Annotated in this window: 18 protein-coding genes; 5 read left to right on the top strand and 13 right to left on the bottom strand. The window is 36.8% G+C overall.

The window, feature by feature from the left end; genetic code table 11:
- Window positions 1-7: 7 nt before the first annotated feature.
- From SFA27_RS07915 to SFA27_RS07855, 13 genes are all read right to left on the bottom strand, one after another.
- Window positions 8-3,058 (bottom strand): baseplate J/gp47 family protein, encoded by a 3,051-nt coding sequence (locus SFA27_RS07915; RefSeq protein WP_407297490.1) that lies wholly within the window; start codon window positions 3,056-3,058, stop codon window positions 8-10.
- 89 nt (window positions 3,059-3,147) lie between these two features.
- Window positions 3,148-3,558 (bottom strand): GPW/gp25 family protein, encoded by a 411-nt coding sequence (locus SFA27_RS07910; protein WP_407297488.1) that lies wholly within the window; start codon window positions 3,556-3,558, stop codon window positions 3,148-3,150.
- 155 nt (window positions 3,559-3,713) lie between these two features.
- The gene (locus SFA27_RS07905) at window positions 3,714-4,004 is read right to left on the bottom strand and encodes a PAAR domain-containing protein (protein ID WP_047421512.1); all 291 of its coding nucleotides are present in this window, start codon (window positions 4,002-4,004) and stop codon (window positions 3,714-3,716) included.
- Window positions 4,005-4,009: 5 nt separating this feature from the next.
- Window positions 4,010-5,755, bottom strand: a complete 1,746-nt coding sequence (gene vgrG / locus SFA27_RS07900) for a type VI secretion system tip protein VgrG (protein ID WP_407297486.1) — start codon at window positions 5,753-5,755, stop codon at window positions 4,010-4,012.
- A gap of 1 nt (window position 5,756) precedes the next feature.
- Complete coding sequence (locus SFA27_RS07895) at window positions 5,757-6,476, bottom strand: LysM peptidoglycan-binding domain-containing protein (protein ID WP_407297484.1); 720 nt, start codon at window positions 6,474-6,476, stop codon at window positions 5,757-5,759.
- On the bottom strand, window positions 6,476-6,637 hold the full coding sequence (locus tag SFA27_RS07890; protein WP_255815955.1) for a DUF5908 family protein: 162 nt from the start codon (window positions 6,635-6,637) through the stop codon (window positions 6,476-6,478). Before SFA27_RS07890 ends, SFA27_RS07895 begins: the two co-directional genes overlap by 1 nt.
- 201 nt (window positions 6,638-6,838) lie before the next feature.
- The gene (locus SFA27_RS07885) at window positions 6,839-7,306 is read right to left on the bottom strand and encodes a phage tail protein (protein WP_047388278.1); all 468 of its coding nucleotides are present in this window, start codon (window positions 7,304-7,306) and stop codon (window positions 6,839-6,841) included.
- A 2-nt stretch (window positions 7,307-7,308) separates the two neighbouring features.
- A complete protein-coding gene (locus SFA27_RS07880) occupies window positions 7,309-7,740 on the bottom strand; it encodes a phage tail protein (RefSeq protein ID WP_034699490.1) in 432 nt (143 codons plus the stop codon).
- A 35-nt stretch (window positions 7,741-7,775) separates the two neighbouring features.
- Complete coding sequence (locus SFA27_RS07875) at window positions 7,776-9,149, bottom strand: phage tail sheath family protein (protein WP_255815956.1); 1,374 nt, start codon at window positions 9,147-9,149, stop codon at window positions 7,776-7,778.
- 23 nt (window positions 9,150-9,172) lie between these two features.
- Window positions 9,173-9,604 carry a phage tail protein gene (locus SFA27_RS07870; protein WP_034699490.1) on the bottom strand — a complete coding sequence of 144 codons (432 nt, stop codon included), beginning with the start codon at window positions 9,602-9,604 and terminating at the stop codon, window positions 9,173-9,175.
- Window positions 9,605-9,641: 37 nt separating this feature from the next.
- On the bottom strand, window positions 9,642-11,363 hold the full coding sequence (locus SFA27_RS07865) for a phage tail sheath family protein (RefSeq protein ID WP_407297481.1): 1,722 nt from the start codon (window positions 11,361-11,363) through the stop codon (window positions 9,642-9,644).
- Window positions 11,364-11,449: 86 nt separating this feature from the next.
- A complete protein-coding gene (locus SFA27_RS07860) occupies window positions 11,450-13,168 on the bottom strand; it encodes a phage tail sheath family protein (RefSeq protein WP_407297479.1) in 1,719 nt (572 codons plus the stop codon).
- Between the two features lie 47 nt (window positions 13,169-13,215).
- Window positions 13,216-13,800: a DUF4255 domain-containing protein gene (locus tag SFA27_RS07855; protein WP_255815963.1), complete on the bottom strand. Its 585-nt coding sequence runs from the start codon at window positions 13,798-13,800 to the stop codon at window positions 13,216-13,218.
- A gap of 570 nt (window positions 13,801-14,370) precedes the next feature.
- On the opposite strand from SFA27_RS07855, the gene SFA27_RS07850 reads away from it, so the two are divergent.
- From SFA27_RS07850 to SFA27_RS07830, 5 genes are all read left to right on the top strand, one after another.
- Window positions 14,371-14,691, top strand: a complete 321-nt coding sequence (locus SFA27_RS07850; RefSeq protein WP_047378143.1) for a hypothetical protein — start codon at window positions 14,371-14,373, stop codon at window positions 14,689-14,691.
- 46 nt (window positions 14,692-14,737) lie between these two features.
- Window positions 14,738-16,180 (top strand): contractile injection system tape measure protein, encoded by a 1,443-nt coding sequence (locus SFA27_RS07845; protein ID WP_407297477.1) that lies wholly within the window; start codon window positions 14,738-14,740, stop codon window positions 16,178-16,180.
- Window positions 16,181-16,287: 107 nt separating this feature from the next.
- Window positions 16,288-17,742 (top strand): ATP-binding protein, encoded by a 1,455-nt coding sequence (locus SFA27_RS07840; protein WP_407297475.1) that lies wholly within the window; start codon window positions 16,288-16,290, stop codon window positions 17,740-17,742.
- 47 nt (window positions 17,743-17,789) lie between these two features.
- Window positions 17,790-21,278, top strand: coding sequence for a peptidoglycan-binding domain-containing protein (locus tag SFA27_RS07835; RefSeq protein ID WP_407297473.1), 3,489 nt, complete (start codon window positions 17,790-17,792; stop codon window positions 21,276-21,278).
- Between the two features lie 6 nt (window positions 21,279-21,284).
- The gene (locus SFA27_RS07830) at window positions 21,285-21,911 is read left to right on the top strand and encodes a hypothetical protein (protein ID WP_407297471.1); all 627 of its coding nucleotides are present in this window, start codon (window positions 21,285-21,287) and stop codon (window positions 21,909-21,911) included.
- Window positions 21,912-21,976 lie beyond the last annotated feature (65 nt).

Here is a 21,976-nt window from a genome sequence, read left to right as displayed (position 1 = left end):
TTTATTATTAAATACATACCTGTTCTGTAATAGTGACATTATGCTGCTTGGCAGATACCAGAATTGATTTTGGATCTACTTCTATTAAAGACTGCCTTTGCAGGACATTATTCACAAATATTTTAATCTCATCAATGTAATCCACATAATACAGCTGCTCCAGATAATTAACCAACTGATTAATATTCAGCTCTACATTAAAATCAATATTTTCAGAGTCTGTAAAAGCCCAAGGCGATATATATATTTTAATATCTTCGTCCAGTTGTTTGGTATAAAATGTTTCATCATACTGCTCAAAGAACTTGACCTTTGTTTCTACTTTTGCTTCTTTATAATTGGGATTGATCACCTGAGCTTTCACATGCATTGTATTTAATTCATTTACATAATTTTGAATTTTATTCAAAGAAGCTCTGCTTACCCTTGGCTGATAGATATCAAAAGCATTTTTATTTTTAATATTCGGAACCACCATCAGGGTTACGTGGCCCGGAGCCATATATGAAGTTTCGGAAGTATGATTTAAACATTTCACCTTAAAAACTTCCGGGAATTCCTGTAATACCAAATGTTCGTAATCCCATTGTGTAATGGCTCTGTGCTTATGTCTTAATCTTTCACTCACACGTCTGTAAAACTCCGTATCTGTTTCTTTGTATTTACCATCAAACGAGTTATAAGGCTGGCTGACGGATTTTACCTGAGGAACTCTGGTGATAAGTTTAGCAATGGTTTTTGCTTCCAATCCGTTATTGAGATGAGACAGATCATTGCCCTGATTCTGGAATGTTGCTAAAACCGCCTGAGTATAGATTCCCTGGATTTTGCATACTGCATCATAACTTCTTTGTGATTTGGCCCTGATCCAGACTAATCCGTCGGTAAATCTTGTATGGCTTTTATCAATATCCTTAGGCACTTTAAACTTGACAATCCCTGATTCCAGGAACTTTCTGGTCTCGTTCTGCAGCATATAATTCGACAAACTCATCCATGTATTGTTTGAAAGGATATGCCATTCTATGAATTCTTTTTCCAGGAAAGTTTCCACTAAAGGATTTTCACTTCCTTCCAGCATTTGGATCAATAGTGACACTGTAGTTTGAGGCATTGCTTCCAGACCGATGTATAATTCACCTCCATTCTGGTGTACCGGTACAATGCTATTGGTTTCGACTTCTTTTTCATATTGGCCGAATGCATCTTCGTGATACAGCTGTACTTCTTTATTTTTTGAAGCTTCCCCGGCAGATTCTCTTTTTAGGTATGAATATGCATTTTCTTTCGCACTGTAATTCAGCTCTATATCTTCAGCAAAAGGAATATATGGCTCGTTGGGAATAAGTTTTTTAAAGGTCGGATTACTTGATAATGCCAATGTATATAGTTTAGGATATACATCCTGTAATGAAGACTGATTCAGTGTTAATCTGATCGTCTCACTTGTTCCCGCCTCATTACTTGCATTATTTACAGAAAACTGGATTTTATAAGCGTCTTTTACTTTACTGAATACATCAATGTCATTGGCTTTGTCATACCAGATTTCCTTATCCAGCAAGGCAACATCTGCTTTAAAATAAGCGTCAGAACCTACGATTGAGGAGTTTTTTAAGGATTCAAAATCGGTTAAACTGATATTTTGATTAGGCTGAATAACATATCCGCTGTATAAATCTTTTATAGAATCCGGAGCATTTTTCCAGTTGATTGTAATGTCTGCATTTTGCCATTTTTTGGAAAACATTTCAGGACATTTGATGTAGAAATTAGATCCTTTAACAGGCTGTGCGGTGAAAGGATAATAAGGCTTTTCTGAATTTAATGTCCCATTATCATTTTCTATCTGAATTGATTTTATTCCTTTTACATCAACCGCTATTTCTATGTTTTTTATTAGTTTTTCCGAAAGAGCTTCATAAATATCGTAGTATTTTTCTCCTTCAATCATCAATCTTATAACAGGAAAGCTGGTTTGAAAAGTTTCCGAAAGTACTTCTTTATTGTATTTTACAACGGCTGGGAAATCTTTAGATAATGTAAAAGAAAGTTCTAGTCTTCCTTCTTCGTTTTTAATACATTTCAAAACAACACCTGATAGCCATTCTTTCTCCCCACTACAAAGCACTTTGATATTATTTTCAATATCTGTTTTTGAAAGATTCTGTAATTTCTGGGTTGAGTTCTTATTAAAATCAATCTTAAGAGTGACTGTACGTTCTCCTTCTTTTAAATCAAATAATGAGGATGCTATGGAAAACCCCAGTTTGGCTTTTGGAAGTTCCTTATAAATAGATTTATTGGAAACGGTTTCATCAGAATTATATCCAAACGGCCACCAATAGTTGCTGTCTTCCGGTAATTTATCACCCAATCCATCAGCAGAGTTGGCTACCGAAGCCATTTTCAGTTCTCTTTTTTCAACATCATTTAAGAAGCTTTTGATCTCAACTACTTTTGCCTGATTGGCCACAAGTTCATCACCTGTTTTGTAGATTCGTTTTTTTCCATCAACGTCTTTATTCCCATCCAGCAATGTACCGGCTGGAATTCTTTCCTGAATCGCTTTTTTAGCAAGTTCAAAAATCACATAGACTTTGTCTGATTTGGCATCATTTTTCTCAATTTGAAGAATTTCGTTATAATAGAAATCCAGGTGTCTTTTCGTCAGATTATTGAAGGCTTTTTTTGAGAAATCTAATAATTTTAAAAAGCAAACAAATAATGTCAGGTGAGGGGTCAGACTGCTATCCTGTTCAAACTGGGACATAAGATCTGTAACCTGTTTTTTCATACTTTTATACTCAACGCTTTCTCTACGTGGAATAGCCTTGGCATCATCACCCAGGAAGAAGTTTCCCCAGTTTCCTTTTGGTGTTGTATTATCATCTTTGTCAAAATAGTTTACACGTTGAGCAAAATTGTTTGCGAATAATAGCCAGTCAAACAAATCGAAATCGTGTAACTCAAGATTCCCAGGATCTAATTCTGCTAAAAAGCGCTGCATTTGTGATTTTCCTTCACGATAATGTGAAAATGTATCTGTTTTTTTCATTTGTTTATATTTATCTTTCTATGGTCAGATGCAATACTTATTGTAGTGTTTGGTAGTATTCAAAATGGCTACAGACATCCCGTAATTCATTATATTTCGGTAGCTTCTCCTTTGTAAAAAGGGAAAACCATATTGCTTCTTGTATTAGTATTTCTTACTTCGTAGTTAACTTGTATTAAAACTTCTCCCTGAAGCTCTTCCTGAGTATCTATTTCAATACTTAGAATGTTGATTCTGGGTTCATGATATAAAATAGCACGCTCAACGATTCCTTTCATTTGGGTAATCAGCGTTAAGTCCAGAGGTTTAAAGAGCATTTCCTGCAAGTCACACCCATAGTTTGGGAACATTACACGTTCACCCGGGCGTGTTGACAATAAAATCTTAAGGCTGTTATTGATGTCTTCCACATCTGTGGTCATGGCCAGTTTTCCTTCAGTTTCATTAAACTCAGGCGGAAAACTCCAGCCTGTTCCTAAAAAATCTGTATTTATTTTCATACGTTAATTTGTTATATTGAATGTTCACATCCTGCATCTGTAGCATAGAGTTTTGGTTATTTTAACCGTTTTTGTTATTGATGTTTTACATTTTTAGTTTTAGTCAGATCCTATTTATAGGGAGCTAATGATTGTATTAAAAGCTGCCTTCAATATTATCCGCCTATTAAAACAGTAGCTTCACCTGCGGTTATCACTCCTCCATGAGCGGTAGAATCTCCCATTCTTGCGGCAGGTTTCCCACCTATTAAAACACTTGAAGACCCCGATGCAATGGTGTCCGGTGGTCCGGTACATACTGCTTTGTCTCCTTGTCTTGCTGCGGGCATTCCGCCAATAAGCACTGTGGGTTCTCCTGCCGGCATTATAGGACCTCCTACATGGGGAACATTTCCCGTTACCATAGGGCAGGTATGCATATCTGTAATTCTTGCTGCCGGTTTCATGATTATTAATTAATTTTAACTTGAGATCCTTTTACTACTGTTACTGCTCCTGATTTAAGCTCTGAGCCGGAACTGCCTTCTGCTTTAAATTGAGCACTTGCTTTTACATTGATATTGGTTCCTTCCATATTAATGTCTCCTTTTGCTTTGATCTTGATGTCTTTCCCGCTTTCCATACTGATACCGTCTTTATTAAGGGTAAGAATATTAGAATGCTCATCTTTTATTGTAATGACATCGGCATCTTCGTCTACAATCACTTTTTTACCTTTTGGTGTTTCCAGTGTGTACGAAATTTTGTCGTCATTAAAAATCATTTTCATTTCGCTTCGGGTAACAAATCCTTTTTCGTGATTATCGTCAGAAGCTACAATAGGAGCTGGTTTTGCACTGCTGTTCAGCATTCCAAGCACAATGGCATCATTGGGGTCATCATTAATAAATCCGATGATAACCTCATCTCCTATTTCCGGTCTGAAGAATGATCCTCTGTTTTCACCTGCATCAAGGGTGGCAATACGTGCCCAGATTCCTTCTTCCTCGCTATTAATGATAGGAATCTGTACCAGAATTCTGTCTTCTCCGTCCGGATCTGATTCCAGTTGTGATACTACCCCTACATGCAATCCGCTTATGGCAGGCATAATTCCTGAACCAGGCATTTCACTTACATCATAGGTTTCGGAGAACCATGTTGGAGAAAGTCCGAATTGAGCATCCACCAGCCAATTTCCTTCAGCGATTTCATGACGGACACCGGTTATGTATATTTTCCCGTTGAATCGGTTTCCTACTCCTTGCAGTGTTAATGAAGCTCCTGGTATCACAGATGGGATTCCCTGGAGTTTTACTCTTCCTCTTGTTTTGGCTAATTGCTGGAAAGTGGCTTTGGCATCCCCCCATTCCTGCAGTTCCCCTTGGGTAAGATTTCCACCATGCTTAAGCTGCAGGTCTTCAATTCCGAAAACATTGGCTAAATCACCTGATGAAAGATTTCCGTTGAGATTAATGGCAGGATCCTGAGCTTCCACTTCTGTCAGTTCCTGATCGGTATAGCTCCATGTTTTGGCTGTAATCTTGCTGAATTGATCTCTGGCGTCAATTTCTCCGTCAAATTCATGTACGGATGATCCGTAAACCACTGTTTCTACGGCTTCAGCCCTAAAATCAGGTTTGGCAATTTTGATGGTTCCATCTTCAACGGAACAAAGTTTACCGTTTGCCTGCGCTCTGGTAAGCATAAAATCCCAATCAGAAGCCTGGTACTGAACCAATTCCTTATGAGAATTTGAAGTAGCTTCAACATCGGCAGTAAGCCCGTTATTACTAATGAGTTCTTCCATGACATCACTGTCTGTACTTTCGTAGAAATACTTGCTTTTTCTTCCTAAGGTCATTTTTACAGCCTTATCTCTGCATTCTACAATCAAGTAAGAAGATCCACTTCTGATTTTTATGTTGTGCTTTACAACAACTCCTTTAAAAATGGTTTCTTCTTCAGAATGGTATCCGGCGGTAATCTCAATTTCTTTTCCGGGAATTAACAGATCTTCATTACTGAGCTTGAAATCCTGCTCCGGTACACTTCCGTCTAAAATAACAATGCGGGCATAAGGAATTCTGTTGAATTCTTTTTCCACGACAATGCTTTTCACACCGTACTTCCCCGGCAGTTCTGTTCCTCCGGACATGACCTTATAGGTGACTAAATCCGGATTTTTTGCTGTTTGTATGTATCCGCTATTATTCATATTATGAAACTTTTTCTAATGGCGGAAAGAATAATTCCTGCCCTGGTTTTAGCTGTCTGAAATTGACAAGATTATTTACTTTAGCTACTTCCAGATAGTATTTGGAATCTCCGTAAATTCTTTCGGTCATTAATGGCAGTGTATCGCCGGCCTGTACTGTTCTTTTATGGGTAAGATCCGGTGATTCCAGCTTTTCAATTTTACCGGCAAGTTTCGGACTTGTTGATTCACTGAATGTTGCCTTTCCTATGGCTCTCAGAGGCTGGCCTTCGTTATCAAATAACTTATATTCTATCGTTAATTCAGAAAGCACACCTTTAAATTCAAAACTTCCCCAATTAAGGATAACATTATAGGGTTTATGGATAGAGCCCACGAGCTCGCCTGTCGCTTTATAAAAATCTTTAATCTGTTGGGTAACAGCTGTTTTTGCAAAGGATTTTCCTTTAATTTTATTAATCAGTTTAAGTCCTGAATTTGCTTCCGTAACCCCTGTCCCGTCAAATAGAAATTCTAATTGCAAATCAGGTGATGCTGATGAGGTATATCCTAAATTAGGTTTAGAATTACCATCTGCCTGGTCTGTATTATATTTCGTTTTATAGGTCATAGAAAAACCTGTCGGATTGATAAAAGCTTTAAAAGCACCGCTCTGAATTCTTTTTTCATAATCGGAGTTTTCGTAGGTTCCGATTGTCAGTTTTTGAATTGCTCCTCTCATTATCTTTCTTTTTTACGTTGTTCTATCTTTGCGGCCTGCTCCACACTTTCACTGATCGCACGCATAAGCAGTGCTTCATCTACCGATGCGGCAGTTGTGGTAGCTGCAGCTTTTTCGTCCACATTTATTTTAATGTGAAGCTCTTTTATTTCTATTGGCATTTCGTTTGTTTTTTAATCGATCATTAATATTCAAAACACTAATAACCAATGATTTAACATGTTTGTTTTTAAAAATCCAAGCACATGAAGGGTGTGTTCAGTCTCTGTTATAGACCAATCTGTTGTTTTTGTGAAAAAAGATTTGGGTAAAAGTTATCTTTAAACTAACACACGTTCAAGTGCTTAGATTTGATTTAGAAATTACAAGCCTAAGCTTGCTAACGATGAGGGTATTGTGAAATATCTATATTTCAGTTCTATTGTTTCAATAGCAAGTTTGCTTTCTTCTGCGTTGAATTCTGATACTTCCCATCTTACGGGGTATGCTCCAACTACATTCCAAACCATTAAGGGTGCTGTAGACTGAATTCCCCCTGAAAGAGTAATGATCAGGTCTCTTGGTTCAAACTGGAAGTTTTCCATCGCATTTCTGCACCAGCTTATCAATCCGGAACTTACGATTAACCCACGTTTAAGAACCAGATTAGGATATTTGGGTCTCAAAGGAAGTTGGTGTGTAAACCTGTTTTCGCCTCCTTCGGCATATTCTTCAGTTCCAATTTCTGTTGATAAACCAGATATAGATTGAAATCTGGAGTCAATACCCTCTGTTGTTGAAATCCCATTAACAATAAAAGAGAAACTGGTTGGAGGATATAAAACTGCCATGATTAGTTATTTTCAATAGTTAATCCTTCGTGTGCAATTTCCAGAGTTTCAATAGCCACCTCGTTACCTTCAGCTTTTAAATCTGTTGATTGTAATTTAAGCGGGAATGCATTTTTCACTTTCCAGGTTACTGCAGGAGCTCCTGTTTCATCCAAAAGGGAGATCGTGATAGATCTGCGTTCTACTGTACTTAGCTGAATACTTTGGAACCAGTCGAAATATTCGTTATCAGTTTTGAAAGTTCCTCTCTTTAAAGTGATGTTACTGAAAGTTTTCATTCCAGGCATTTTAATCTTACTAAAGTCCGGACTTGCGCCATGTCTGTATTCAATTAAAGCTGCTTCAACATTTAAACCGCTCACTTCCTGGAAACCTACTTTTGTTCCACCCCAATCTACTTCAAAGGCAAACTTTACTAATGGATATGTACTCATAATGTTTTTATATTTAGTTGTTATTTAATTTTATTTTATGCTTCCTGTAATTTGTGTGAAAAACGTAACACGATAAATTCAGCCGGGCGTACTGCAGCCATACCGATTTCAATGATCATTCTTCCTTCTAAAATATCCTGAGCAGACATTGTTTTGTGCAAACCAACGCTTACGTAATAAGCTTCTTCCGGCTTGCTTCCGGCTAATGCACCGTCTCTCCACTGCTGATCAAGGAAATTCTCGATCATAGCCTGTACACGAACCCATGTATTGGCAGTATTCGGTTCAAAAACGAAACGTTCTGTAGCTTTCTTCACAGATTCTTCTACCATATTGAAGAATCTACGTACAGGTACATATTTCCATTCGTTACTGTTTCCGTCTAGTGTTCTTGCTCCCCAGACTAACGTTCCTTTTCCTGTAAAAGTTCTGATCGCATTGATTGATTTTCCTGCTACCGCATCTACGTTAAGACCGTCTTGTACTTCATTGGAAATTTTTACAACTGGTGCCAGTACATTGCTAATTGCTAAATTAGCAGGCGCTTTCCATACTCCGGAAGTACTGTCTACTTTGGCATAAATTCCGGCAATTGATGAAGATGGAGCCAATACCAATCTTTTAGATTCAATTTCTCTTTTTGCCTGGTTGTACAATGCTGAGCTTTTTGATTTTAGCCATGCTAAATTATTTTCATTCTGAGGCATTGTAACATCCACAAGGGCCCCTGAAGCATTGATTTCTTTATAGCTATCGATTTTAACATCTTTATCATCAAAGCTATAGCTTAAAACTGTTTCTAATTTTGGATAATATGCAGCTCCATATTTTAATCCTGTAGCATTTACTCCGGTTCTAAAAGCAGCAGCGTCTTCAAAAACATCCATAATAACGAATCTGTCTTTCAAGTCTTCTGCCTGATCCAAAGCTTTATTGTATAACTTGTAAGCATCTGCTCCTAAAACTTCAGCATCCGGGAAAACAATAAGCGTTGGCTCATCTTCTTTTTCCAGTGATTTCAGTCCGAACCATAAACCGCCAGCAACCGTTTCTGTTCCTAATACAGGAGTTTTTTCATAGTCAGCTACTGAAACAATATAGCATGGTCCGCCACCGTTAGCAAAATACATTTGCATAGCATAATGCATTTTATAAGGACTTAGCTTGGCGTTGTCTACTTTTGCAGTCACAACAGTATCTTCAATCGAAATGGAGATCGCTGTTTTTTCATTTTTTGCTCCTCCAAAAATCGTTTCGTATTCCAACATAGAAGAGATTCTTGTTGGTTCATTTCTTGGTCCTTTATCCGTATGCCCGATAAAAGCAGGGATAGCCGTTTCTACTTGTGCTACAGATGGTGGGAATTTCGCAATTTCTTCTACGTAAACTCCAGGTGTTTTGTAATTCATTTGTTAAAAATTTAAAGTTAATATTAGTTATTTTCAATAGTTAATCCTTCGTGTGCAATTTCTAAGGTTTCGATAGCCACCTCGTTACCTTCAGCTTTCAGATCTGTTGATTGTAATTTAAGCGGGAATGCATTTTTCACTTTCCAGGTTACTGCAGGAGCTCCTGTTTCGTCTAAAAGGGAAATGGTAATAGATCTGCGCTCTACCGTGCTTAGCTGAATACTCTGGAACCAGTCGAAATATTCGTTATCAGTTTTGAAAGTTCCTCTCTTTAAAGTGATGTTACTGAAAGTTTTCATTCCAGGCATTTTGATCTTACTGAAATCAGGACTTGCGCCATGTCTGTACTCGATTAAAGCTGCTTCAACATTTAAACCGCTCACTTCCTGAAAACCTACTTTTGTTCCGCCCCAATCTACTTCAAAGGCAAACTTTACTAATGGATATGTACTCATAATTTATTTTTAATTTTAATTGTTATTTAATTTTATTTTATGCTTCCTGTAATTTGTGTGAAAAACGTAACACGATAAATTCAGCCGGGCGTACTGCAGCCATACCGATTTCAATGATCATTCTTCCTTCTAAAATATCCTGAGCAGACATTGTTTTGTTTAGACCAACACTTACGTAATAAGCTTCTTCCGGCTTGCTTCCGGCTAATGCACCGTCTCTCCACTGCTGATCAAGGAAATTCTCAATCATAGCCTGTACACGAGTCCATGTATTGGCAGTATTCGGTTCAAAAACGAAACGTTCTGTAGCTTTCTTCACAGATTCTTCTACCATATTGAAGAATCTACGTACAGGTACATATTTCCATTCATTGCTGTTTCCGTCTAATGTTCTTGCTCCCCAGACTAATGTTCCTTTTCCTGCGAAAGTTCTGATCGCGTTAATTGATTTTCCTGATGTAGCATCTACATTAAGCAGATCCTGCTCTTTGGTAGAAATTTTTTCTGCAGGAAGATCTACTAAACTAAGTCCTACATTAGCAGGCGCTTTCCATACTCCGGAAGTACTGTCCACTTTGGCATAAACTCCGGCAATTGCTGATGACGGCGCCAGTACTACTGATGCAGATTCGATTGCTTTTTTAGCCTGATTATACATTTCAGAATTAGCAGTCTTCAATTCGGCTAAAGTGGTAATACCAGATGCACCGGTAACTAACACATCAGCATCTTTGAAATCATAGCTTAAAACAGTCTTCAGTTTTGGATAATAAGCCGCACCATATTTCAGACCTGTAGAAGTTACTTTATCTCTAAAAGCAGCTGCGTCTTGAAGAATATCCATAATGACAAACCTGTCTTTTAATAATTCTGCCTGATCCAAAGCTTTATTGTACAAAGCATAGATTTTGCCGATAGCAACAGAATCACCTGCTCTGGCAGTAACAAGACTACTGGCAGCAAGAGCATTGGTTTCAATAGTTGCAGCCGAAGTTAAATCTGTCTCAAAAGCAGTTACAACATTCTGAGCAGCAGCTTTAACAGTAGCAACAGTAGCATTAGCAACAGCAGCAGCAATCTTAACAGCAGCTACAACAGCCTGACCGCCCTGAGCTCCAGCAGCCTGTAACTCGTTAGGATTAGCAACATTAAACTCAGCAGCTTTAGCAACAGCAGCAGCAACAGCAGCGTCTACATTAGCACCTGCAACAGCGTCTGCAACAAGGCCTGCAATACTTTTAGCCGCAGAAACAATATTTTTAACTTTTAACGCTGTAGTGACAACAGCAGAAGCAGCAGAAACATCAGCAGCAGAAGGAACTAAACTTTGAAGATCCGGAAAAACGATCAGGGTAGGTTCGTCTTCATTTTTTAATAATTCAAGCCCGGATAAAAAAGCTTCTGCCGGTGTAGGAGCACCTACAGCCTCCGGACTTTTATAATCTCCTACAGAAACAATATAACAAGGCCCACCACCATTGGCAAAGTACATCTGCATGGCATAATACATTTTAAAGTCGCTTACCTTGGTTGGCATTGCTGTGGCAACACCGTCTTTGAAAGCTACAGCGAAGATTTCCGGGTTTGCTTTTCCAAAAAGTTCTTCATACTCCAACATCGAAGCAATTCTCGTTGGTTTATTTTTCGGTCCATCCGCTGTATATCCAATAAAAGCAGGGATAGCCGTTTCAACTTGCGCTACGGAAGGGGGAAATTTTCCTTGTTCCTCCACGTAAACTCCAGGGGTTTTGTAATTCATTTTAAAAAATTTTACGTTAATATTAATTATTCTTCGAAGTAAAACTTCGAATATTTATTCGTGATTGATTTATTGATTTTATCTTTTTAGAATTGTTGCAATTTGTGCGAGAAGTTGAGTATAATAAATTCTGCCGGGCGTACTAATGCTATTTTGAGATTTACATTCATCGTAGTCGTTCCTTCTACTCCCTTAACTGTTACTTCGTAAGCTTCTTTCGGAGTGCTGCCTGCTAATGCACCCTCCATCCATTGCTGGTTAAGAAAATTTTCTAACATTGTTTTTGCCCGTAACCATGTGTGAGGGATATTAGGCTCATTCATAAACTTGTTGAGTGCATCGTTGATCGATTGTCTGATCATATTATAATAGCGACGTACATGTACATACTTCCATTCGTTATCTTTTCCTTCATCATTTTTATCTTTTCCTTCAAGGGTTCTGGCTCCCCAGATTAAGGTTCCTTTTCCTGTAAAGGTTCTGATCGCATTAATTGATTTTCCGAAAGCATCTATGTTTAAAGCAGCCTGTTCCTGATCGGAAATTTTTTCTGTCGGAGTAATGACATGGCTAATATTGATATTTGCCGGGGCCTTCCACACACCTCTTGTACTGTCTATTCTGCCGTATGCTCCTGCTATTGCTGATGATGGCGGTAAAACAACTTTTAACGACAGCATTTCTTTTTTCACCTGATTGTATAGTGCCGAATTGGATGATTCTAAATTTTTAAGTGTTATCCCATTTGCATCTCCTTTTTCGTCTTTTATCTCAAGGATTGCCGTTTTTAATGCATCAAACTCTCCACTGAAAACAGGTGCATTTTCGTCTAAACCATCAGGGATCATAAAATCGTCTATTATTCCGTCATAGATGGCTTCCAGCACAACTTTTGCCTCATCAATTACTTCTGTTAAAGCATTTTTTTTATCTCCTGCATCTGCTGTTTCATTCACTTCTTCTGCTATCGCAATAGCCTGATCTAATAAATCGGCAAGGACGTAAGCGTCGGCAGATCCAGTTGAGATTTCTGCACTTGCCAAACGTTTTAATTCATCTAAAGCGGCGATCTCACCCGCATAAAAAAGGGCACTTCCTTGTCCTGCTTTTTGTAAACCGGTATGTATTATAGGTGTTTTAGTCTCATCAAAAGTATAATTCAAAATGGTTTTTAAGTGAGGGAAGTAAGCTGCCGCATGATTAGTTGGGTTTACTTTACTTCTAAAAGATTCAATAGTGGTAAGATTGTTTGATTGGATGACAGAATTCCCGTAATAGGTGTCCAGTATAACAAATCTGTTTTTATTCTCATCTTTAGCTTTATCAATTGCCTGATTGTAAATGCTATAAAAATCAGATTCATTGGCTAGCGAAATAGCATCAGGGAAAATAATAAGAATCGGTTCTTTAATGTTTTTATGATCAATCTTACCCAGTCCTGTTTCCAATGAGGATAATTGTACTTCTGCTGACGTATAATCTCCTACAGAAATGATATAACAAGGTCCGCCGCCATTTGCAAAATACATTTGCAGCGAATAATACATTAAAAACTGTGCATGAGGTGCTACAATAGTTGCTCCTTTACCTTCTACATCCTGTAGCTGGATATTTTCTTCTTTTGCTTTTCCAAAATATTGTTCATATTCTAAAAGAGAGCTGATTCTGAAAGGCTCATTATACCCCACAGGGAGTAGTTCGGTATACCCAATAAATGCTGGCATAGCTGTTTCTATGTATGCAACTGAGTATGGAAGTTTTGTAATTTCTTCAACAGAAACACCTGGTGTTGCTGGATTTAACATGTTTAAAAATTTAAAGGGTTATTAGTTTTTAGTTTTTGCTTTTATGATTAATCAACTTTAATACTTTGTATATTAATGTCATTAATTAATTTAACAGGGACTACCTCCTTAGCCGCAATTTTTATCACGCTGATTTTATATAAAGCAGAAGGCATTATTTTTCCGCCTAATAATCCCCAGACGTAACTTAGCTGTTCAAAGGGAATGGAATGCAGTTCAATTCTGAAACTGAAATTGTTTTGGGGCTCAAGATCAACATACTCCAGAACATTCTTTGCCTGAAATACCTCAATAACTTTTGAAATACTTAGTAAAGATTTGCTGTATGTGCTTCTGTTGGCAGAGATCATTACATATAGATTTAAGTAAGCCGGAGTGCTTTCCTTATCATATCGGATCGGATTGTTGTCTACCACAACCTGCTGATACCTTGATCTGTTTTTCAATGTTGATTCCTCCTCAATGTTGAGCAGACTAATTACTACTTTGTTACTAAGTCCCTCAGTGTTGTCATCATGTTTTGCGATGTCATCAACAACAGCAATTTCAATTTCGCCAGGAACGTTAGGATCCCATAAACCATCCGGAGCATTTAGCTGATTTTTTAAAACTGTTAATACTTTATTAATCATAATTTCTGTTCTTAATTATTATGGTGCAAACATACAATCACACCCCCTCAAAAGACAAATATTTTGAGGACTCAATACAGTCTTTGCAGTAAATAGGATTTTAATTCTTATAAAAGAAAACTAAAAACAACACTATTAATACACTGACAACAAATACATTAAAAACAGTATTAAAAAATTAAATTCTAGCCCGAAGATTTTCCTCCTCTTATGATGGCCAAATTTCAGTCTGTAATTGAGTCTCATTCTGCTTTTAAAAATCATTGTATTTCAACATATGATTATCTATTAATTAGATGGCTATTCTTAGTGATCTGTATTTTCCGAATGGTTAATAATTGAATACGATGATGGATTGCCTAAAGTATTAGTTCTCCCAAAAATCATATGCTTTCCTGATTAGAAAGATCAGCTTTTTTGCACCCGGTAATTTCCAGAAAATATAAATCTGCATCATTAGGATATGATTTTGTCTTTTACTGCAAAGACAGAATAGAGCCGCCTTATAATTCGCAAAATAGGATCCCTTCTTTCTAATTTTGACCCAATAATTTTAAAAACTTTAATCATATGAACATTAAAACACTTTTCAGCAAGCGCAATGAAATCATTGGCGGTCATTTTAACGAACTACGCTCAAAATTGGGCGTGGCAGATCAAAACGAAGAAGCTATTTTCTCTTTAAGAGAAGAAATTTGTAATGCATGTCCTTTAAAAAACGGTAACAATTGCAACGCAATGAAATGGCTCAATCCAGATACACTGGAAGTAATAGATGGTCCAAAAGATGGATTTGTAAGAGGCTGCGGATGCAGATTGAGTGCCAAGCAGAGATCAAGATTCAGTCTTTGTCCTGCAGGTTTCTGGGGTGGTGAGTTCGACAAAAAGTAAGACTGTCTGACGATTCCCAATATTTTATCATTTAAACCTATTCAATGTGAAGCAAAATCATATCATTCAGAAAGTTTTTCTTGAAATTACCGTCAACAACAAAGAAAAAGCATTGCGTATAAAAGATGATATTAACAGCTTTTTGTCTATTGATGTTTTTCCGGAAATAGAAAAGCATATCAACGCTTTAGAATATAAGCTGGACGGTCATACCCTGCAGATTCCCCGTTTAGAATTAAATTTGGAAGTAAAAAGCAGCGCATTAAATACGGAGTTAAAGGGTCAAATAGCAGAACTCTTTAAAGATGAGCTGTCAGAAATTACTAAACCCATTGAAACTTCTCATCAGGAAACAGAAAGTGATACTAAACCTTATCTTGTAGATCATCAGGAAAAGATGCTCAAAGCATTTATCTATTTTTTGGAAAAAGGAGCTATGCCCTGGTGGAATTCGGAAAGCAATGCTATGGCTATTTTGGAACCATCGGTTTTTGAACGCATTATTTCTGCTGCCGGCTTTCAAAAAAGTATCCTATCTGCTTTGTCAAAAGAAAATGTCCGGAACCGGCTTATCAATCAGCTTTCCGATGAACAAATTGCACAATTATGCCTGGCAATTTTGAAAAACAAGGAATTGAAAATCAACCTGAAAACTGATACAATACGTCATCTATCGAAACTCAATCATACAGATAGAATTGCAATATGGCGTTTGGTCTTCAATGTAATATCGGAGTATCTGAATACATCCAATAACCATCCCCGGGAGTATCTTTTACAAGAAATTTCAACAATAGAGCAGATTGGTTTATCAACAACAAAAAACAATCATCAGAACAGGAAAACAGTAGTTAAGATATTCCCTTTTATTACAGAAAATGAAATTTCTGAAAGCATCAAAACGAATGTAGCAGATCAGCCTGAAAATGTAGAAACCTCGATAGAACCCATTCAGGAAAAAAATGTAATAGTTCAGGAAGATGTAACCCAGAACGAGGGACAATATATTCAAAATGCAGGGCTTATTTTGATCCATCCATTCATCAAACCCCTGTTTGAACATTGTGAACTCGTTGATCCCAAAACCCAGCAGCTCATTGATCCGGAATTGTGTGCCCATCTATTGCATTATATCGCCACCGGAAAAATAAATGCTCCAGAATATGACATGATTTTTGAAAAATTCCTGTGCAATATCCCGATGCACCAACCTATTAACAGGCATATTAAACTTTCTCGTAAGCATAAATCGCAGGCTAAAAATGTAATAGAAAGTGTACAGCACAACTGGGCTCCCATGAAAAAATCATCTGCTGCCTTATTACAAAACGAGTTTTTCCAGCGGCCGGGGAAATTAGTCATCACTGACTCTGATTACACCCTTATTGTAGAACGAAAAACACAGGATATTCTTCTTGAAAAGCTTTCCTGGGGAATTGGTCTCGTAAAACTTCCCTGGCAGAAAAAATTCATATTTGTAAACTGGTAATAACAGGTTACATTTTCTAAATCCTCTGAAGTTTTCCAAATACTTTAAAGTTGCTGATTTTACATCAGCAATACCCTCACTGTAACCCATTAATTCAAAATAAGATTATGAAATCTCCTATTAACCATGAACACTCATCATTAATAAAAACCAATGTTAATGAAAAAACAGAAATAATCAATCCGCTATTTCAAGCCAATGCTGTAAATCATAACTCTTTAAATGAAGAAATGAAATGGTTACAATCCCTTATTGAAAAGCGATGCAAAGAATTATTTCTGGAAGATGAGACAGAATTGAATATTGGTTATGAAATACCAGAACCTCCGGAATCAGATGGCCAATCTCCTTATTCCATTACGATCAACACCCACCAGCTTACTGTTGTAGACAGAATAATCTTAGCGCTGGGCATTGCTTCGGCCCATTATCCGTCTATCCTGAAAACATTTGTACAGATAGAAGAAAGCAGCAATGCATTTGCTATTGAAGCAGGTGGTGAATATGATAAAATCAGCCGCAGCTTTAAGCCTACTTTTCAAACTGCACTTTTTTTGCTGGCAGGTAAAGATTTATCACTGTGGTCACAGTATGGTGCACAACTCATCAATGGCAGTGTACTATTGAAAAATGATATTATTTACAATCGTTCTTCAACAGAATTTATTCATGGAAAAATTGAATTGGATACCGCTTATCTCAATTATTTTTTATCAGGACAGAAACCACAACTGGATCATGGTTCTTACTTTCCCGGCAGGCTTTACAAGTCTGATCTCACCATGGAAGATATTATTTTGGAAGATAATGTGAGAGATCAGATAAAACCCATTGGGCATTATATAAAAGCATTGGAAAACGGCTTTTTCAAAACCAATGAGCATAGCTTTAAACCAGGTTTCATTGCCTTATTCTACGGTGCACCGGGAACGGGAAAAACGATGCTGGCCGGAATTCTTGCTAATGCATATGGTATTGATATGTACCATGTAGATCTTTCACAGGTAGTGAGCAAATACATTGGTGAAACTGAGAAAAACCTTGAAGTGTTATTCAACAGGCTGCAGGGTAAAAACTGTATGCTGTTTTTTGATGAAGCTGACGCTTTATTTGGGAAACGTTCTGATGTAAAAGATGCTCATGACCGCTACGCCAACCAGGAGGTCTCCTACTTATTGCAGCGAATAGAAAAATTTGACGGGCTAACAATCCTGGCTTCCAATTTTGAAAACAATATGGATGATGCTTTCAAGCGCCGAATAGATGTTTCTGTCAATGTAATACGACCTACAGAAACCACCAGAAAAGCCCTTTGGGAGCACTATTTGCCTAAAAATATAACTTTTGAAAGTGATGACCTTTTACAACATTTAACCAAAGAGTATACTTATACCGGTGCTAATATCCGAAACATTATGAAAAATGTAGCAATGGCATTACATGACCGTAATGAAACCAGCATTACCTATTCATTAATAAGCACTTATCTAATGATAGAAAATGAAAAGGCTTTTGGAAAAAATCAAGCCCGTCTCAGCCCATTTGTACAAAAACCAGAATAAAACCCCTAGCACAGAGCATAATAAAAACTCATCTAATAACCAATACCATGAGCAGACACAAAAAAACATTTGCCCCCAGGGCTGGCAGGTCCGATAAGCAAAATACCCATAGTAAAGAGGATAAAGAAAAGCATGAGCAAATCACCGATCAGGACAACAAAATATCTCTCGCAAAAGCAGAAACTACCCAAATAACATACGATCCTTTTAAAAACAGAGCATTTAGAAAAGTAGAAAAAAACACATCGGTCATTCAATTATTTGACAAAGGGCAGCATGTTTCAACACTTCATAATGCACTTAATCAATTAGGACATAAAACCTCTGAAAATAAGAATCTTTTCTGGAATGAAACAAAGACCGGGATCATCAATTTTCAACGTAAAAATAATATTAATACTTCCGGCACTTTTAATAGAGAAACCTTGCTGAAAATGAATGAAGCATTAAATTTCTTAAACAGTAAGAAAGAAGTTGGGCCTCCTGTTTCTGAACGTGCGAAAATGCTGTACGAAGCCTTTGAGCACAGAACAATAGGGATTTTTGCAGGAACTGATGAAGATAAAGTTTTTATGGCTTTAGAAAAACTTTCCTATGAAGAAAGATATGAGCTTATTCAATATTATGACGCAACATACAAACCTAAAAGAAAGGTAGGGTTAGTACAGGATTTATATGAAGAATTAGGCAACAAAGATTTATTTAAAGCGATCCGGTTATTATATGCAAACTATGAAGAGCCACAACCAGCACTGGAACCAGAGCCGGCAAACCCCGAAGGTGAGCTGCTGCAGGAAGTTGTGGTCACAGGTAAAGGATCATGGATTAAGCCTAAGACAAAGTATGCCATAGAAGGACAGCCTATAGAGTTTGATTGTACCTATCAATATGACACCCCTGTTATGTATGCTGAAGGAAACAAACCTAAAGTTCCTGAAGTTGTCCGAAAAGTATTGATCCAGAATGACGGCAGAGTGTACAACCTGTTTGAATACCCTTTTAGAAAGGACACTAAAACTTTCAGACAGGATGGAACAGTAATCAGCCAGTTTTCCATTAATACCCATCAACCAGGGAACTTTACATTTGTCTTCATTATAGAAAATACTTTAACAAAGGAATTCAGAGCTCATACCAAAGAATATCAGGTTAAGACCCTTGAAGAGGCGGCAGCTGGTGATTTGAAAAAGAATAAAATTCAAAATTATTCAGATTTCAGACAGCAGGTAGCTTTTATTGAGTTCAATCTTTCAAAAGGAGCAGCTGAAGAGCAGAAAAGCAATCCGAATTTCTTTATTAAATCCGAATCTAAAAACCCTGAAGAAATTGGAAGTGTTTCTCCTAATCATGTTCCACGTTTGTATTATTCGATTAAAGGACAACCTATTCCTAAAGATCATCATTATTTCTGGTTTGCTGAAATCAATACTCCAAAAGAAATGGGAGTAGAATATGCTAAAAATGCAGATGTCTACGGTTATAAAAGAGGAGAATATTTCGGTAAAGATGGCTGGAATATGAATTCGGCACAGGCAACAGCTACTTTTGTAAACTCACTTACAGGAGTTTATACTATTCATTGTCTGGTATTAGACAAAAATAATAATCTGACAGGTCAGGAAGCATCTTACCGACAGGTTATCTTACCGAAGGATGATTACCAGGCTCTAAAAAATATAAGAGACTATAAGAAAGAGATTGACAAAAGCTTTAATACTATTTCTCCTAAAACAGCATTGGCCATCAATGCCGTAGCAATTAATGAGGAAACTACAGAGACCCTTTCACTCAATTTATTTATAGGAAAAAGCAAAAAGAATCCGGGCAATTATGTATTAACAGATCTTACTCCAGGTGTACAGCATCAGCGTACTTATGAAGGAAATAATTTAAAAGATTTATTTGAAGAATTCGACAGCAGAAACACCTATCCGGATGGTATTCTGGCTTATGAAATTCCATCCAATACATTAGGCTATCCTACTCTAAAAGGGAATTTCACTACTAACGGGGCATCGTTCATGGAATCGCTTTCCACCGGAGCTGGCTGGGCTTCTTTAGGTTTCGCAGTAGCAGGATTGGTTGCCTCATTTACGCCGGCAGCACCTATTGCTCCTTACTTATTTATAGCTGCAGGTGCCACAGGTGCCACTTCCGGAACCGCCAGCATTATTGATAAAGTACAAAAAGGAACATTAACCAACGAAACCCTGACTTTGGATGTCATTATGATCGCTTCCAGCTTTTTAGGGATGGCGGGCTCATTATCCAGCATCGCTAAGGCTTCCTCTATTATAAAAATATCATCAACCGGGATGCAGTATATCATTTTAACTGATTTTGCCCTTAATGGTACTGCAGCAGTGATGATTACAGCTGATGGCTTAGAAAGCATACAAGATATCCATGATAATAAAAACTTAACTACTGCAGAAAAAATAGATGCTATAGTTAAAATTTTAGGACAGTTGACCTTAACTGCAGGATTGGTAATGCTAAGCAGTAAAAACTTAAAAGGAGGAGAATTAGAGAAGCTGCCAAAAGTAAAAAGACAAACATCAAAGCAAACCTCCAAAAAATCTTATAATCCGGAGCAGCATAGTGAATTTATTGATACGCCTCATAATCTGACAGATGGTATATCTCCAAAGTTTCTAGATTTAAAGCTTCATTTATCAGAAGCTGAGATAGTAAATTACAAAAAAACTCTAAATTCGGCAGACCTTAAAGTTTTAAATGCAATAGATGATCAAGACAAATTGATTAACTTTGTTAAAAGTTATAAATATAATCCAAAAGCTTTCACTGAAGCAGTGAAAAGTTATGAAAATTTCTTTGGAAGTCGTGGATGGTATAAATTTTGGGAAAAAACCCCTGATATTAATAAGTCATTAATAGATATTAAGAAGTTAAAAAATGATGGTAAGCTATTACCTACCGGTGATGCAACAGATGTCGAGCTTGCCTCCACTCATGCTTTTACCGTAGATGGAGGATTTATAAACACTCCGTTACGTTTTGCACCTTCTTGGTGGAGTGAATATAACAGTCAAATGTATAAAAATTTAAAAAGTGCCTTAGAAAAACTTAGAAAAGTTGAAGAACGAAATATGAACGGGAAAATGGTATTTAGTGGACGAATGGAAACTTTAGAATATTTCAACTCAGCTTTAAAAAATGGAAAGGGTACAGAAGTTGCCTTTAAAGGTATGGTATCATCCACATTAGATGAAAAAGTAGCCGAAGGATTCATACAACTTTCAGCCAGGAATGTAGGAGAAGGAGAAACAGTAGCAATTATTAGAAAAATAAAAACTGTGGAAGGTGTTTATATTGATGATTTATCCGACTGGGGTAATAATTTAGGGAAAAAGAGACACTTTAATGCAGACCCACCTTCTACAATGATACAGGAAGAAGTGTTGATGAACGAAGGATATTTTCTTCAAACAACTGAACCCAAGTATATAAAAACTGTTGATAATATAAAATATTACGAAATAGAATATAGAGAACTAGTAAAACCATTAAACTAAATAAATATGATTTTTGCCATATACGATTTTACTCCCTTTAAAGATGAATTACCTAAATTTAATCTAAAAGAATTACTAAATATAGAAGATTTAAATAACTCTATTTTTAACGAAGTGTTTAATATTCTCAAACCACATCAGCAAGAACAGTACATTAGTTTCAAAAAATCTGAAGAAGCTAAAAAGTATAGAGAAGATAGAAATATCAGGCTACCTTATGTTGATTTTAAAAATTTACCCGAAACTCTTGATAATATATTATTAGAAAAAATAATGGCCTATCAAAAAGAAGGAGAAGTTCGCGATGCTATATTTGATTTGATTTCAGAAGACCATAAAGGTCAAATTGCCCGATTTGAATACAAAATACGAGAAGAAGAAGAAGCCAAAAGGCGAGCTTTAATGTCTGACGAGGAAAAAAGAAAAGAAAAAGAATGGTGGGATAAGTATGATGCAGATCCAACACCTCGTTTTATGGGTAATGTAGGTGAACCTGATACCGTTACAAGCTATATCATAAAATATGGCGTAAATCCTTTAACCCGAGAACCTGAAACTATTGAAAGTTTTCAAAAAAAATATACTATCGATCCAAAAACAGGAGATCCAGTTCCAAGGAAAAAAAATGAATAGTACTTTATAAATAAGTTCTAACGAGGCTATCTTTACAATGAGATAGCCTCATTATTTTATATGTG

The organism is Chryseobacterium sp. HR92, assembly GCF_045689405.1.
Taxonomy (GTDB): domain Bacteria; phylum Bacteroidota; class Bacteroidia; order Flavobacteriales; family Weeksellaceae; genus Chryseobacterium; species Chryseobacterium viscerum_A.
The sequence above is the reverse complement of the archived record's forward strand: the minus strand, read 5'-3'. Positions and strand labels throughout refer to the sequence as shown.

Coding starts and splice junctions, on each gene's coding strand:
- SFA27_RS07915 (WP_407297490.1), bottom strand. CDS start 3,058: ATGAAAAAAACAGATACATTTTCACATTATCGTGAAGGAAAATCACAA.
- SFA27_RS07910 (WP_407297488.1), bottom strand. CDS start 3,558: ATGAAAATAAATACAGATTTTTTAGGAACAGGCTGGAGTTTTCCGCCT.
- SFA27_RS07905 (WP_047421512.1), bottom strand. CDS start 4,004: ATGAAACCGGCAGCAAGAATTACAGATATGCATACCTGCCCTATGGTA.
- vgrG (WP_407297486.1), bottom strand. CDS start 5,755: ATGAATAATAGCGGATACATACAAACAGCAAAAAATCCGGATTTAGTC.
- SFA27_RS07895 (WP_407297484.1), bottom strand. CDS start 6,476: ATGAGAGGAGCAATTCAAAAACTGACAATCGGAACCTACGAAAACTCC.
- SFA27_RS07890 (WP_255815955.1), bottom strand. CDS start 6,637: ATGCCAATAGAAATAAAAGAGCTTCACATTAAAATAAATGTGGACGAA.
- SFA27_RS07885 (WP_047388278.1), bottom strand. CDS start 7,306: ATGGCAGTTTTATATCCTCCAACCAGTTTCTCTTTTATTGTTAATGGG.
- SFA27_RS07880 (WP_034699490.1), bottom strand. CDS start 7,740: ATGAGTACATATCCATTAGTAAAGTTTGCCTTTGAAGTAGATTGGGGT.
- SFA27_RS07875 (WP_255815956.1), bottom strand. CDS start 9,149: ATGAATTACAAAACACCTGGAGTTTACGTAGAAGAAATTGCGAAATTC.
- SFA27_RS07870 (WP_034699490.1), bottom strand. CDS start 9,604: ATGAGTACATATCCATTAGTAAAGTTTGCCTTTGAAGTAGATTGGGGC.
- SFA27_RS07865 (WP_407297481.1), bottom strand. CDS start 11,363: ATGAATTACAAAACCCCTGGAGTTTACGTGGAGGAACAAGGAAAATTT.
- SFA27_RS07860 (WP_407297479.1), bottom strand. CDS start 13,168: ATGTTAAATCCAGCAACACCAGGTGTTTCTGTTGAAGAAATTACAAAA.
- SFA27_RS07855 (WP_255815963.1), bottom strand. CDS start 13,800: ATGATTAATAAAGTATTAACAGTTTTAAAAAATCAGCTAAATGCTCCG.
- SFA27_RS07850 (WP_047378143.1), top strand. CDS start 14,371: ATGAACATTAAAACACTTTTCAGCAAGCGCAATGAAATCATTGGCGGT.
- SFA27_RS07840 (WP_407297475.1), top strand. CDS start 16,288: ATGAAATCTCCTATTAACCATGAACACTCATCATTAATAAAAACCAAT.
- SFA27_RS07835 (WP_407297473.1), top strand. CDS start 17,790: ATGAGCAGACACAAAAAAACATTTGCCCCCAGGGCTGGCAGGTCCGAT.
- SFA27_RS07830 (WP_407297471.1), top strand. CDS start 21,285: ATGATTTTTGCCATATACGATTTTACTCCCTTTAAAGATGAATTACCT.